The following is a 14,126-nucleotide window of genomic DNA, read 5'->3' as shown; positions in this document are numbered from 1 at the left end:
TACTCATCTACATTTTTTCAGGTGCTGATACACCCAAAATATCTAAAGCATTCTTAATGGTTGTTTTAGCCCTATCAACCAAAATAAGCCTTGTATCTTCAACATCAGAACCAATTACCTGTTCTGACTTGTAGAACTTATTGAATGAACTGGCTAAATCTTGAGAGTATTGTGTAATGTTGTGGACTCTTTTCTTATTAGCACAATCTTCAACAACCTGTGGGAACTTAGCTATTTGCCTTACAAGGTCCTGTTCCGCCTCATCAGGAACCCAGTCATCACTAACACTTAAGGAACCAATATCCTTGCCTGATTTAGCAAGCAATTTACATGCCCTTGCATGAGCGTATTGGATAGAAGCACAACCTCTTTCAAAGCTTAACGCTTCATCCCATTTAAATGTCAAGTGTTTTTCTGGAGATAACTTGGCAATAAAGAATCTAATAGCTCCAACACCAATCTCTTCAGCCATTGGTGCAATTTCCTCTTCACTTAAGTCTGGGTTTCTTGATTTGATTTCATCATGTGCCCTCAAGACGGCTTCATCAATCAATTCATCGACAGATACAAATTTGCCTTTTCTTGTTGACATTGATCCTTCAGGAAGAGTAATGAATTCATAAAATATTACTTCAGGAGCATCCTGCCTGAATATCTCTTCAAAAATCACCTTAATCTGTTTTGCAGCCAATTTATGGTCTGAACCTAAAATGTCAAGGACTGTATCGCCTAAAGTGGCTTTATATTTATGATAAGCTAAATCACGGGTGGAATAAAGTGATGTTCCATTAGAACGGCGTAAAACAAACTCTTTTTCTATGTTAAAGTCTGTCAAATCAATGTATAAAACATCATCTTCACGTGTGAAACCTTCCCTTTGGATATAATTTACCAAATCGTCAACATCACCGTTTCTTACAAACTGACCTTCCCAGACGAAGTCATCATGGACAATGTTCATTCTTAAAAGGGATTCCTTCATTCCGGAAATACATTTGGAAACCACATCTTCAAAGACTTTATTCAACTCTTCATCAGAACCTTCTTCGTATTTTTGGATTAACTCATCGACTTTGGCATTTAAAGCTTCATCCTCTTCGACGGCCTTGTTTGCATCAAAGTATAATTTTCCAATTTTGTGGTCGATTTTATCCCCTTCATAATCGTCAATGTTCAATCCACATTCGGTTATGCCGCATACAATGATAGCTATCTGCCTGCCCATATCATTAACATAATATTGGGTTATTACATCCCTACCGGCTAACTTTAAGAGTCTTGAAAGTGAATCACCAAAAATAGAATTCCTAATGTGTCCGATATGCAACGGTCCGTTAGGATTTGCTGAAGTATGTTCCAAAACAATTTTTTCGCCATATTCCGGAAGTTGTCCATAACTTTCATCCACTTTTTCTAAAAGCGCTTTTGAAAATTTAGAATAATCAATGAAGAAATTAACATAAGGCCCAAAGTTTTGAACTTTTGAAAATATCTCCGGAACTTCTATTTTTGAAACCAAATCTGCAGCAACTTCCGGAGGAGAAGTTCTTAATTTTTTAGTAAGTGAAAATGCAATAGTACTTGCCAAATCACCCAAATCAGGATTAGGTGGAAATTCCAACTTAAAATTCCTATCTACTTCTACATCATATTGATCTAATGCCTTGTTAATTGCATCAATCGCCTGTTTTTCAATTTCAAAATACATTAACTCACCTTGTAATAATTATAAACCTCTTAACCAAAGGGAAAGATAACCTACTTTTGGAATTACAACTAAATTATCGCCCAATGTTACAACTTTTGACTGGATTTGCTCTTTTGTAACATAATACGGATCCGGAGATTTATTATTGTCCCCTTTAATCAGATACATTGTAGTCCCATTAATACCCACTATATCAATAACCCTATGGATTACCGGTTGATTAAACCATTTCGCATCATAAACTACAACATCCCCTTTCTGGATGTCATTTACATCGAATTCGTGAATACCAAAGAAATCTGCTTTTTGAACTAAAACAATATCTCCCCTATAAAATGCAGGTTCCATACTTCCTGAAACAACTACATTCAAATGCTGTGCAGCAATTAAAACAATTATTAAAATTACTGCATATGATGCTATTTCTTTCCAATCTGTCACATAAACACCCTATAAATTTTATTTAAATGCAACTCTTAAAGCATTGTCAATAGCTTGTGATGTCTTTTCTATGTCCTCCATGGTGTGTGCCTTTGAAATAAAATTGCACTCAAACTGACTAGGAGGTATGAAAACACCTTCTTTTAATAAATGTCTGAAATATACCAAAAACCGTTCACTATCTGATTTTTTAGCATCTTCATAATTGTAAACTTCATTTTCATTGAAATAAATTTGTAACATTGAAGCCAAACCAACAGGTTGAATATTCAAATCCCTATCCTCAACGGTAGCTCTTATTTCACTTCTAAGGAAATTGCCTTTACTTTCCAAATCCTTATAAAAAGCATTATCCAATTGAGTTAAAGTGGAAATACCTGCCTGAACTGAAATCGGATTTCCGGAAAAAGTACCCGCATGATAAACCGGGCCGTTAGGTGCAATCAATTCCATTATCTCCCTTTTTCCACAGAAGGCACCCATTGGAAGACCTCCGCCAACAATTTTACCAAGAGTTGTTAAATCCGGAGTTACTCCATAATATTCCTGTGCACCACCGCGAGATGCTCTAAAACCGGTGATGACCTCATCAAAAATAAGAACTATATCATTCTCTTCAGTGATTTTTCTTACAAACTCTAAAAATCCAGGTTTAGGTTCAATACACCCCACATTGCCCATAACAATTTCCATTATGAGACATGCAACATTTTCTCCTTCCTTTTCAATTAACTCTGTTAATGCTTCCTCATCATTAAATGGAACAGACAAAGTATTTTTTGTGGTATCAACCGGTATTCCTGCGGAATCAGGCAAACATGCTGCTCCGGAACCTCCTTTAACCAATACATAATCATGAGCACCGTGATAAGCCCCTTCAAATTTTATAATCTTATCCCTCTTGGTAAAACCGCGGGCCACGCGTATTGCACTCATGGTGGCTTCGGTTCCGCTGTTTGCAAATCTTACCATTTCAGCAGAAGGAATCCTGTCAACAACTTCCTTTGCAAGCTTTATCTCATTTTCTGTTGGAGCGCCATAAGCACTTCCAATAGCCAATTGAGCTGATACCTCCCTTACAACTTTAGGATCAGCATGGCCTAAAATCAAAGGCCCATAAGCAAGACAATAATCAATATAGGAATTATCATCCACATCCACTATCTTTGAACCTCCTGCCCTTTCAACAAAAAACGGATAGGGTTTGAAAGCACGGACAGGAGAGTTTACTCCGCCCGGAAAATAATTTTTAGATTCATTGAATAACTCTTCAGAATACATTTTCTCACCTATAAATGTTGTATTAATGAATTTACACAAGCTACAGCAATAGGTGTTCCACCTTTAGGACCTTCCACAATGATGTTTGGAATATCTGAATTTCTCAAGGCCTCTTTTGAATCGGCAGCCCCTACAAAACCGACAGGAACACCGACAATAGCCTTAAGATTCATTTCACCTTTTTCGTATAAATCCATAGCTTCAAAAACAGCTGTCGGAGCATTACCGGAAACAACAATTCCTTCAAAATCATTTTGAGCAGCATAGCGCATGGCAGCGGCAGCCCTTGTAATCTGATGCTCTTTAGCTATTCTTATAACATCCTCATTTTTGATATAACACTCAACTTCCCCGTCATATCTAGTAATGCCATATTTAACCATATTAATGTCAGTTAAAATGGTTTCTTTATTTCTTAAGGAAGCCATAGCTACATCTACAAAGTCTGAACTCATATGTACAAGTTTTGCATACTCAGGATCTGCAGTTGAGTGAACAATCCTTTCTACAATATCCCTTTCAGCAGGATTTAAATCTTTGATATCATCACCAATAAGGCCACGAATAATTTCTCTACTTTTATTAGCAATATCCAAACCTTGCTTAGTTGATGCACCCATGAACATTTTGTCTGTCATATTATAACTATTAGTTAAAATATAAGTTAAATATTTTGTTATATAAAGAAACTAATTAAAAATTAAAACTGTTTTTCACCGGCTGACAGTCCGGCAAGAAAACCTGTAGAAAAGGCAATCTTTAAATTATATCCTCCGGTCGGACCGTGCAAATCCAATATTTCACCGGCAAAGTAAAGATTAGGAATTGAAGTTGATTCCATGGTTTTAGGATTGATGCCTGATAAGGCCACACCGCCGATTGTTACCTTAGCCAACCTATCATTGAATGAGGTTATTTCGAAAGTAAAGTTCTTCAAATTTTCAATCAGGCGATTTTTACTTTTTTTATTGATTCTTGAAAGCTGAGTCTGGCCATCCAAATCTATTTCATCCAAAAAGAAATCAATGAAACTGTTTGTCAAAAACATCTTCAAGTAATTCTTAACCATCGTTTTTCCCTTATCCTGAAAGTCTTGAGTGAATTTTTCCTTCAGCTCGTCACGTGTGAAATCAGGGCATAAATCGATAGCTATCCTCTCATCAAACTCCACTTTTTCATTTTCCAAAAGATTATAAGTCAAATCCTTTGAAATTTCATTGCTTAAATTTATAATTCCGGGACCTGTAAGCCCGATGTGTGAAATCAAAACATTTCCCTTAACTTTAATTTTCCTATAAGATACAGTAACATCATAAAGAGTTACTCCTGCAATGTCGGATAAATCCCTTTTAGTTATTAACGGGACCAGGCCATATTTGATGTCGGTTATAGGTTGTGAAGTTAAAAAATAGTTGTCAGGACTGCATCCGGTCTGCGGATAGGTTACGCCTCCTGTGGCGATTATGATTCTGTCTGCCTTAATCTCATCGTTTATAATGAAATTGTCTTTAATCGATTTGACCTCATAGTTATAACTTATAACAACATCACTTAGGTTATCCTCTAAAATCTTTAAGACATCTGAAGATTTTTCGGTTTCGGGAAAGATCCTGTTATCATCTTCTTCAATAAAATTCAGTCCATTGTCTTCAAAAAAGGAGAGTAAATTTTCGTTTGTTAAAGTGTAAAAAGAGTGTTTTAAAAAATTCTTATTGTCAAAAGAATTCAATAGCTTTTTTATTGGCTTGTTGTTGGTTATATTGCATCTTCCACCACCGGTGAGCAATAGCTTACGCCCCAATGATGAATTCTTTTCAAGCAATATGACATTGGAATCCCTGCCGGCGGTAATTGCGGCCATCATTCCTGCGGGACCCCCGCCAATAACAGCTATATCATATTCCTTCATGTTATCTTAAAAAAAAGAAAAGAAATTAAGGGGTTAATCTGTGTCTGTCTCTTGGGAATAGCACACATTCACGGATGTTTTCGGAACCGGTAAGTACCATAGTTAACCTGTCAGCACCTACACCCCAACCCGCATGAGGAGGCATACCATATTCAAACGCTTTAAGATAGCTTCCAAATCCGGCAGGATTTAATCCTCTTTCTTCGATTTGTTTTACTAAAAGGTCATACTGGTGAACACGAGTAGCACCTGAAGACAGCTCCAAATTGTTATACATTAAATCGAACGCATGAGAGTATTGTTCTTCTCCTTCAACAGGCATTACATAGAACGGCTTGATTTCGGAAGGCCATCTGGTCAAGAAGTAGAATCCTCCCATGGTATCGCCTAAAGCTTTTTCAGCTTCACGAGATAAGTCTTCTCCCCATTCCATTTCAACGTCTTTAGAGTTTACAATGTCAACTGCCTCGTCATAAGTTACAACCGGGAAATCTCCAGCAGGCACTTCCAATTCATGACCTAAAATATCCAATTCATTAGCGCAGTTTTCATTAACATCATTTAAAACCTGAATAAGCATGTCATTTAAGATTTTCATTACATCCTCATCATCTGCAAATGAAACTTCAGCATCGATGGAAACTGCTTCGTTTAAGTGTCTTAAGGTATCATGCTCTTCTGCCCTGAAAATTTGGCCGATTTCAAATACTTTGTCCATTCCGGATGCCATCATCATTTGTTTGTATAGCTGTGGTGATTGACCGAGGAATGCCTCTTTTTCAAAGTAAGTGATAGGGAACAGTTCTGTTCCTCCTTCAGTAGCTGAAGCCACGAGCTTAGGAGTGTTGATTTCATAAAATCCGTTATCATAGAAGAAATCCCTGATGGTATGGAACATCTGACCTTTAATTTTGAAAATTGCAGAAACGTTTTCTTTTCTGATATCCAAAAATCTTGAATCCAATCTTGTGTCGATTCCTGCCTTAACCTTTTCTGTAGGATCCATTGGTAAAGGCTGGTTGGCTAAGTTTAATAGTTTAATTTCTTTAGGAATGATTTCGACACCGTTTGGTGCTTTACCTGCTTCCTGAACAAGACCTTTAATAGCTACGACTGATTCTTTTCTAAGTTCTCTTAATTCTTCCATTATGTTTTCATCTACTTTTTTGCTTGGAGCGGTGATTTGTACTCTGCCTGTAACATCACGTATGATAACAAACATTATTCCACCAAAATCACGGATTTCATGTACCCAACCCATGATTGTGATGTCACTGCCTGCTATTTCAGGAGTACATTCATTAGCGTAATTTGTTCTTCTCCAATCATTCAATAAACCTTGCAAATTATTCACCTCGAGGTTTTTAAAAAAAATTAATAATAATGATAAATTTTAATTATAATTTTAATTATTGGTTTTAATCTTTAATAAAGATATGTTAAAAAAAAGAAATTTTGGATAAAAAAATAATAAAAAAAGATAAATCTAATCTTCAAATTTATCCTTATCCAAAGTTTTTACAACCTTTGCAGGAACTCCAACCGCGACCTCATAGTCGCCAACGTCCCTGGTTACAATAGCTCCCGCTCCAACAATCGCATATTCGCCAATAGTGACGCCGGGAAGAATTGAAACGCCCGCCCCAATCCATGCTCCCTTTTTGATATGAATCGGTTTGCAGGTTAACACCTGTCTGTCATATTCATCATGATTGTTGGAGAGCAACTGGACATTGGCGGCAAACATCACATCATCTTCAATTGTAATTCCGCCACGAGCCATCAAAAGGGAATTTGAATTGATGAAGACATTATTTCCAATTTTAATATGGTCAAATGCCGCCCCGGCAATCGGAGCCATGACCATGGAATTTTCACCCAGATTATCCCCGAACAACTCTTTTAACAATTCATTATATTCTTCAGTATTCGGCATTGTGTGATTGATTTTAAAGACGATTTCCGCCATTCTACCGGCTTCAATCATCTCTTCCGGTGACATTTCTCTCATGTCAACTCTCTCAAAATCCATTCTAATCATCTCTCAATCTTGTTTTAAATGAATTTGCATGTGCAAAAAATCCTTCATACTCGGCGATTGGAACGGAAGTTTTTGACAGCTCCCTAAGACCTTCTTTTGATAATCTTTGAACTGTCGGCTTTTTAATAAACGCTTCTGTAGAAAGGCCGGAATACATTTTAGCGCCGCCTCCAGTAGGAAGAACATGGTTTGTTCCGGATCCATAATCTCCTGCTGCAACCGGTGAGTATGCACCTAAAAAGATAGAACCTGCGTTCATTATGTGTGAAAGTGCTTCATCGTCGTCTTTGGTGGATATGATTAAATGTTCTGGAGCGTATTCATTTGTAACATGAACCGCTTCATCAAAAGTGTCAGTGATAATGATTTTTCCACTTTTAGACAAGGATTCCTCAATAATTTCACGTCTTGGAGCAATCTCAGTTAATTCCTTTACGAATTTATCTGTCTCAATAGCTAATTTTTCTGAATCGGTCACTAAAAAACATGAGGCATTTGGATCATGTTCTGCCTGCGCAAGTATATCAGTTGCTAAAAATTCCGGGTTTGCACTATCATCAGCCAATATCAGCACTTCTGATGGTCCTGCCGGAAACTCAATATCTACTTGACCATATACCAATTTCTTCGCTGCTGTAACGAATATATTTCCCGGACCTACAATTTTTTCTACACGAGGTATTGATTCGGTACCGTATGCGAGTCCTGCAATGGCTTGTGCTCCTCCGACCTTGTAAATTTCATCTGCCCCCGCAATGTCTGCAGCCACCAAAATTGCATCCAATATTTTACCATCTTTTTGAGGAGGGGTTACACATACTACCTTTTTAACGCCGGCAATTTTTGCAGGTATTACAGTCATTAAAATTGATGAAGGATAAGCCGCTCTACCCCCGGGTATGTAACATCCTGCAGAATTAATTGGCCTTACAATCTGGCCTGCAACAATGCCTGGGTTAATTTCCATTTCCCACTCTGATGGAATTTGTTTTTTATGAAATTTCTCAATGTTTGATGCGGCTTGTTTCAGGGCAGTAAGTAAAGAGTCATCCAATGTTGCATAGGCCTCATCAATTTCATCTTTGGATACTTTCAAATTTTCTATTGTAACACCATCAAATTTTTCAGTATATTCCCTAATAGCCTTATCCTGATTAACTTTAACATTATCTAAAATATCAGATACTGTGTCCAATACCCTATTTACATCTTCTTCTGACCTTTTAATGGTTTCTTGCAAGTCAATATCCTTATAATTCAATATTTCCATTTTTACACTACCTTAAAATAGCTCCGGTATCTGCAGAGTGGACCAATTTTTGATATATTGCCAGCCAGCCGTCAACATCACTTTCAGGGTGTTTAACTGATTTTAATCTTGACTCGATTTCCTCATCAGTTAACTCTACATTGATAGATCTATTTTCTATATCAATTTCAATAATATCTCCATTCTGAATTGCTGCAATAGGGCCGTCCTCTCTTGCTTCAGGTGACACATGGCCTATGCAAGGTCCTCTGGTACCTCCTGAAAATCTGCCGTCAGTGATTAAACCTACATCCTTAATATTCATTCCTGCAAGAGCAGATGTCGGATTTAACATTTCACGCATGCCCGGTCCGCCCTTTGGACCTTCATACCTGATTACAACAATGTCGCCTTCACTAATTTCATGGTCAAATATGGCTTTTGTTACATCTTCTTCAGAATTATAAACCTTTGCAGGACCTTTAAGGTGCATTAAATCATCTGCTACTGCACCTTTTTTAACTACACCTCCATTAGGCGCTAAATTACCTTTCAATATTGCAATACCACCATCTTCATGAACGGGGTCATCTAATGTATGAATAACATCAGTATTCTTATTTTCAACATTTTCAAGGTTTTCTTTGATTGTCTTTCCTGTCACTGTTAATTGGTCAGTGTCAATTTTATCACCTAATGTTTTTAGTACTGCCTGGATACCTCCGGCCAAATGCAAATCCATCATTGAATCTTCACCTGCAGGAGAGATTAATGCAATATGAGGAACGCCTCTGGATATTTCATCGAACAATTCCAAATCAACATCTATCCCTTTCACTTCACTGGCGATTGCCGGAATGTGAAGGGCTGTGTTTGAAGAACCTCCTAATGCCATGTCGACTGCAATTGCATTGTTGAAAGCTTCCTGAGTCAATATATCTGAAGGCTTGATATCATCTTCAACAAGTTTGATGATTTGGCGGCCGGACTCATAAGCAATCTGGTTGTTTTCTTCTGTCCTTGCATGGGTTGTAGCACATGTCGGAAGGGACAGTCCAAAAGTTTCAGTTACACATGCCATTGTGTTTGCTGTAAATAGACCGGAACAGCTTCCAGCCCCCGGACAGGCACATCTTTCAAGTTCCTGAACCTCTTCCTCACTCATTTTTCCGGCGGAATAAGCACCGACAGCTTCAAATACAGTTATCAAATCAGCAGATTTTCCATTGTATTCACCGGATGCCATAGGCCCCCCGGTAACAACAATGCTCGGTATATTGACTCTTGCAGCACCCATAATCATTCCCGGAACAACCTTATCACAGCTTGGAATCAATACCAATCCATCAAATGCATGGCCTTTGGTCATGCTTTCAACGGTTGCTGCAATGATTTCCCTTGAAGGAAGGGAATACTTCATCCCTTCATGGTTCATGCTGATTCCATCACATATTGCCATTGTATCAAATTCAAACGGAATACCACCCGCTGCTATAATTCCATCTTTTACAAATTCAACAAGTTCCCTTAAATGGATATGGCCAGGAACGATATCTGTAAAACTGTTTGCTATACCAATAAACGGCTTTTTAAAGTCATCATCATCTAGTCCGCAAGCTCTTAAAAGAGACCTGTGCGGAGCCCTTTGAATTCCTTTTTTAACACTATCACTTTTCATTCAATCACACAATATAATTTAATCATTAATATATATCTCATTATTAACTTATTAAATATTTGAATTATATGAAAAGTATACATTTATCTGAACTAATGTAGATAACAGGATTAATTTTAGAAAAAATGAGTTGTTGGATTAAAATAATTAAAAACAAGTCTTACTAAATGATAATTTATAGAGAATATGTTAATATTATCCAAAGTTAATTTAATTAAATTGACGATGATTACTGGGGTAAAAAAATAAAAAGATATGGGAAAATGGATTTCCCATTACGTGTTTAATTTTTTCTTCTTAATGCTGCACCAGCCAAAGCAATTAATGCCAATAGCACCATTGCAATTGGGTTACCTGTAGCATGCATTGTTGGAACATCCACTTGAGGTTCTGCTTCCGGAGGAACAATAACTTCTTCAACAGTTATCTCAGCAGAAGCGTTGTTGTTTGAAAGATCACTGTCGTAAGTGTCACTTTCAACACTTGCTTTGACAACTATTTTACCGCTTACCAATGCTTCGGTATCAAGTAAAAGGGTTACTTCTTCACCAGGAGCCAAATCACCAATAGTCCAAATGCCTGTTTCAGGGTCATAAGTACCTTTGGATGGTTTGAAACCTAAAAGTTTCAATTCTTCAGGTAGCTCAATCACTGCACGAGTGTTAACGGCTGTGTCAGGTCCTTTATTTACAACAGTTACTTTGTATTGGACTTTATCTCCAACTTTTACGTTAGTGACATCAGGTTCAATAGTAATTGCCAAATCAGCTTCAGGTTCCACAACAGTTATCTCAGCAGAGTCATTGTTGTTTGAAAGATCACGGTCATAAGTGTCTGATACAACGTTTGCATTGACAACAACCTCGCCAGCTACCAATGCTTCGGTATCAAGCAAGAAAGTAATTTCCTCACCAGGAGCCAAATCACCAATAGTCCAAATGCCAGTTTCAGGGTCATAAGTACCTCTGGATGGTTTGAAATCTAAAAGTTTCAATTCATCAGGCAACACGATTGTTGCAAGGGCGTTGACCGCAGTATCAGGACCAAGATTAACAACAGTAACCTTGTACTGAACTTTATCTCCAACTTTTACATTAGTGACATCAGGTTCAATAGTAATTGCCAAGTCAGCTTCAGGAAGAACCACAGTTGAATTATCGGCCTTGTTGTTTCTCATGTTTGGATCGTAAATGCCGCTTGTAGCAGTAACGTTATTGACAATCACCTGATTAGTAGTGTTGACTTTAGTAATGATGTGTAAGACACGTGTTTCACCGCTAGCCAAATAATCAATTGTCCAGATGCCTGTTACAGGGTCATAATCGCCATCAGCACTAATGAAAATTAGTGTATCTGGCAGGTTGTCTTTTACAATGACATTCTCAGCACCGTCAGGACCATAGTTGGACATTGTAATTGTCCATTCAACAATTTGGTCTTTTACACATTCTTTTGCATCTACTTCTTTGACAACACCAATGTCAGCTTCAGGAGGAACATCAGTAGTGTTGTTAGCAACGTTGTTGCTCATGTCAGGATCGTATGTAGTGGAATTGACAGTAGCAATATCTGTAATAGTTGCGTTAGTGATATTTGCAATTGAAACAATTACTAAGGATACACTTTCACCAACATCCAAATCGCCAATTGTCCAAATGCCTGTTTCAGGGTCATAATCGCCACTAGTAGTTACGAATATTAAACCTTCAGGCAATATGTCTTTTACATATACGTTTTCAGATACGTTAGGACCATGGTTGACAACAGTAATGTTCCAGGTAACTGTATCTCCTTTTCTGACAGATTTATTGGAAACGATATTAATCACTTCTAAATCTGCAAATGGAACAGGTTCAACAGTACAGTTAACAGTTGATTCAGTACCGTCAGGAGTTGTAATTGTAAGGTTATTGGTTAAATCACCCAATGCATTAACTTTAACCTGAACAATGATTACAGCAGGTTTATCTGCGGTAATGTTGGTTATAATCCATTCAATGGTCTGACCATCAACAACCTCAGGAATTACTTCATCAGCACCAATGATCTCAACAGTTCTAATAAACTCTAAACCTTCAGGCAAGCTGTCAACAACTATCAATGGACTGCCATATGTAGAATTACCAAGGTTTGTAACTTTCAAGTAGTATAAGATTACGTCATTGTACATTGGATTTGGATTTTCAACAATCTTTTCAGGTACAGGTCTAGGAAGAACATCGACAAAGTTGTAATCTAAATTATTCCATAGATCCCAGTCTTTTTCGTTAGGAACAACTACAACCTTGCTGGTAATGTGGTCTTTAGGAGCTATAGCATGAGCAAAGATATACAATGTAGCATCAGTGCCGTTGCCCATGAAACCAATATCCCAAATTTCAGTTTCCTCATCGTAAGTACCATTATCAGTAATAGCATACATAAACTCGAACTCATCTGAAGGGAAGAATTCATCTAATATAACTCCTGTAGCATTAGTACCGTTACCTGCATTATGAACAGTTATAATCCAGAAGGCATTGTCGCCAACGAAATACACATCCTTATCACTGGTAATAGTAGTGGACAAATCAACAATAGGCTGAGCTTCAACAGTACAATCAACAGTCTTATTATGATCGAAAATACTGTAAATAGTCAAGTTATTAGTCAAATCACCAATTTCAGTAACTCTAACTCTGACAGTAATCACAGCAGGCTCACCCGGAGTAATGTTAGTTAAATACCAGGTAATGACCTGACCATCAACAACCTCAGGAACAACCTCATCAGCACCAACAATACCCTCTGTTTTAATGAATACTAATCCTTTAGGCAAACTGTCAACAACAGTCAACAAATTAGTATAATCAACAGAAGCACCATTAGTAATAGTCAAGTTATACAAGATTTCATCATGATAATAAGGAGTATCATCAGACACAGTCTTATTAATAGCAGGAAGATCAACAACATCAACTAAACTATCATCAATATTATTATCATAATCCCACTCATCCTCAACAGACGCTGCATAAACTCTATTCATAATGTCACTACCGACTTCATCAGCATAAGCAAAGATATACAAAGTAGCATCAGTGCCGTTACCCATGAAACCAATTTCCCATAGATCAAGGTCATCATAGAAGGTACCATTATCAGTAAACGCATAGATAAACTCAAAGTTATCTGCAGGGAAAACATCAAGCAAGGTAACATTAGTTGCATTAGTACCGTTACCAGCATTATGAACAGTAATAACCCAACCAGCAATATCACCTAAGAAATACACATCCTTATTGCTAGTAATATTGACAGATATATCGATAAGAGGCTGAGCATCGACAGTACAATTAACTGTTTTACTGTACGCATTAGGAGCAATTATAGTTAAATTATTAGTTAAATTACCAATTTCAGTGACTCTAACTCTAACAGTAATCACAGCAGAATCACCTGAAGTAATGTTAGTTAAATACCAGGTAATGACCTGACCATCAACAACCTCAGGAACAACCTCATCAGCACCAACAATACCCTCTGTTTTAATGAATACTATCCTTTAGGCAAGCTGTCAACAACAGTCAACATACTAGTATAATCAACAGAAGCATCATTAGTAATAGTCAAGTTATACAAGATTTCATCATGATAATAAGGCTCATCATCAGACACAGTCTTATTAATGTCCGGAAGATCAACTACATCAACTTATTTGATATCCTCATTATTGTCAAGATCCCAGTCATCTTCAGTACTTTCAACATAAACCCCATTAGAAATTTCAGTACCTTGGGTTTCAGCAACAGACATAATAACCAAAGTAGCATAAGTACC

Annotated in this window: 11 protein-coding genes; all 11 read right to left on the bottom strand. The window is 37.3% G+C overall.

Annotated features, from left to right (window positions below; translation table 11 throughout):
* Window positions 1-7: 7 nt before the first annotated feature.
* The 11 genes from argS to ACKI4K_RS01805 all read right to left on the bottom strand — a co-directional run bounded on the left by argS (window position 8) and on the right by ACKI4K_RS01805 (window position 13,964).
* Window positions 8-1,708, bottom strand: a complete 1,701-nt coding sequence (gene argS / locus ACKI4K_RS01855) for an arginine--tRNA ligase (protein WP_407421710.1) — start codon at window positions 1,706-1,708, stop codon at window positions 8-10.
* Window positions 1,709-1,726: 18 nt separating this feature from the next.
* Window positions 1,727-2,149 carry a signal peptidase I gene (locus ACKI4K_RS01850; RefSeq protein WP_407421708.1) on the bottom strand — a complete coding sequence of 141 codons (423 nt, stop codon included), beginning with the start codon at window positions 2,147-2,149 and terminating at the stop codon, window positions 1,727-1,729.
* Between the two features lie 18 nt (window positions 2,150-2,167).
* Complete coding sequence (hemL, locus tag ACKI4K_RS01845) at window positions 2,168-3,430, bottom strand: glutamate-1-semialdehyde 2,1-aminomutase (RefSeq protein ID WP_407421706.1); 1,263 nt, start codon at window positions 3,428-3,430, stop codon at window positions 2,168-2,170.
* Between the two features lie 8 nt (window positions 3,431-3,438).
* Window positions 3,439-4,068, bottom strand: coding sequence for a cobalt-precorrin-8 methylmutase (locus ACKI4K_RS01840; RefSeq protein ID WP_407421704.1), 630 nt, complete (start codon window positions 4,066-4,068; stop codon window positions 3,439-3,441).
* A 62-nt stretch (window positions 4,069-4,130) separates the two neighbouring features.
* The gene (locus ACKI4K_RS01835) at window positions 4,131-5,339 is read right to left on the bottom strand and encodes an NAD(P)/FAD-dependent oxidoreductase (RefSeq protein ID WP_407421702.1); all 1,209 of its coding nucleotides are present in this window, start codon (window positions 5,337-5,339) and stop codon (window positions 4,131-4,133) included.
* A gap of 25 nt (window positions 5,340-5,364) precedes the next feature.
* The gene (gene aspS, locus ACKI4K_RS01830; protein ID WP_407421700.1) at window positions 5,365-6,684 is read right to left on the bottom strand and encodes an aspartate--tRNA(Asn) ligase; all 1,320 of its coding nucleotides are present in this window, start codon (window positions 6,682-6,684) and stop codon (window positions 5,365-5,367) included.
* 141 nt (window positions 6,685-6,825) lie between these two features.
* Window positions 6,826-7,371 carry a DapH/DapD/GlmU-related protein gene (locus ACKI4K_RS01825; protein WP_407421698.1) on the bottom strand — a complete coding sequence of 182 codons (546 nt, stop codon included), beginning with the start codon at window positions 7,369-7,371 and terminating at the stop codon, window positions 6,826-6,828.
* A gap of 1 nt (window position 7,372) precedes the next feature.
* A complete protein-coding gene (gene hisD, locus ACKI4K_RS01820) occupies window positions 7,373-8,650 on the bottom strand; it encodes a histidinol dehydrogenase (RefSeq protein WP_407421696.1) in 1,278 nt (425 codons plus the stop codon).
* Between the two features lie 7 nt (window positions 8,651-8,657).
* The gene (gene ilvD, locus ACKI4K_RS01815; RefSeq protein WP_407421694.1) at window positions 8,658-10,307 is read right to left on the bottom strand and encodes a dihydroxy-acid dehydratase; all 1,650 of its coding nucleotides are present in this window, start codon (window positions 10,305-10,307) and stop codon (window positions 8,658-8,660) included.
* A 283-nt stretch (window positions 10,308-10,590) separates the two neighbouring features.
* Window positions 10,591-13,734 carry a hypothetical protein gene (locus tag ACKI4K_RS01810; RefSeq protein ID WP_407421692.1) on the bottom strand — a complete coding sequence of 1,048 codons (3,144 nt, stop codon included), beginning with the start codon at window positions 13,732-13,734 and terminating at the stop codon, window positions 10,591-10,593.
* A gap of 110 nt (window positions 13,735-13,844) precedes the next feature.
* A complete protein-coding gene (locus ACKI4K_RS01805) occupies window positions 13,845-13,964 on the bottom strand; it encodes a hypothetical protein (protein ID WP_407421690.1) in 120 nt (39 codons plus the stop codon).
* Window positions 13,965-14,126 lie beyond the last annotated feature (162 nt).

The sequence above is a fragment of the Methanobrevibacter sp. genome (genome assembly GCF_045644645.1).
Classification (GTDB): domain Archaea; phylum Methanobacteriota; class Methanobacteria; order Methanobacteriales; family Methanobacteriaceae; genus Methanocatella.
The sequence above is the reverse complement of the archived record's forward strand: the minus strand, read 5'-3'. Positions and strand labels throughout refer to the sequence as shown.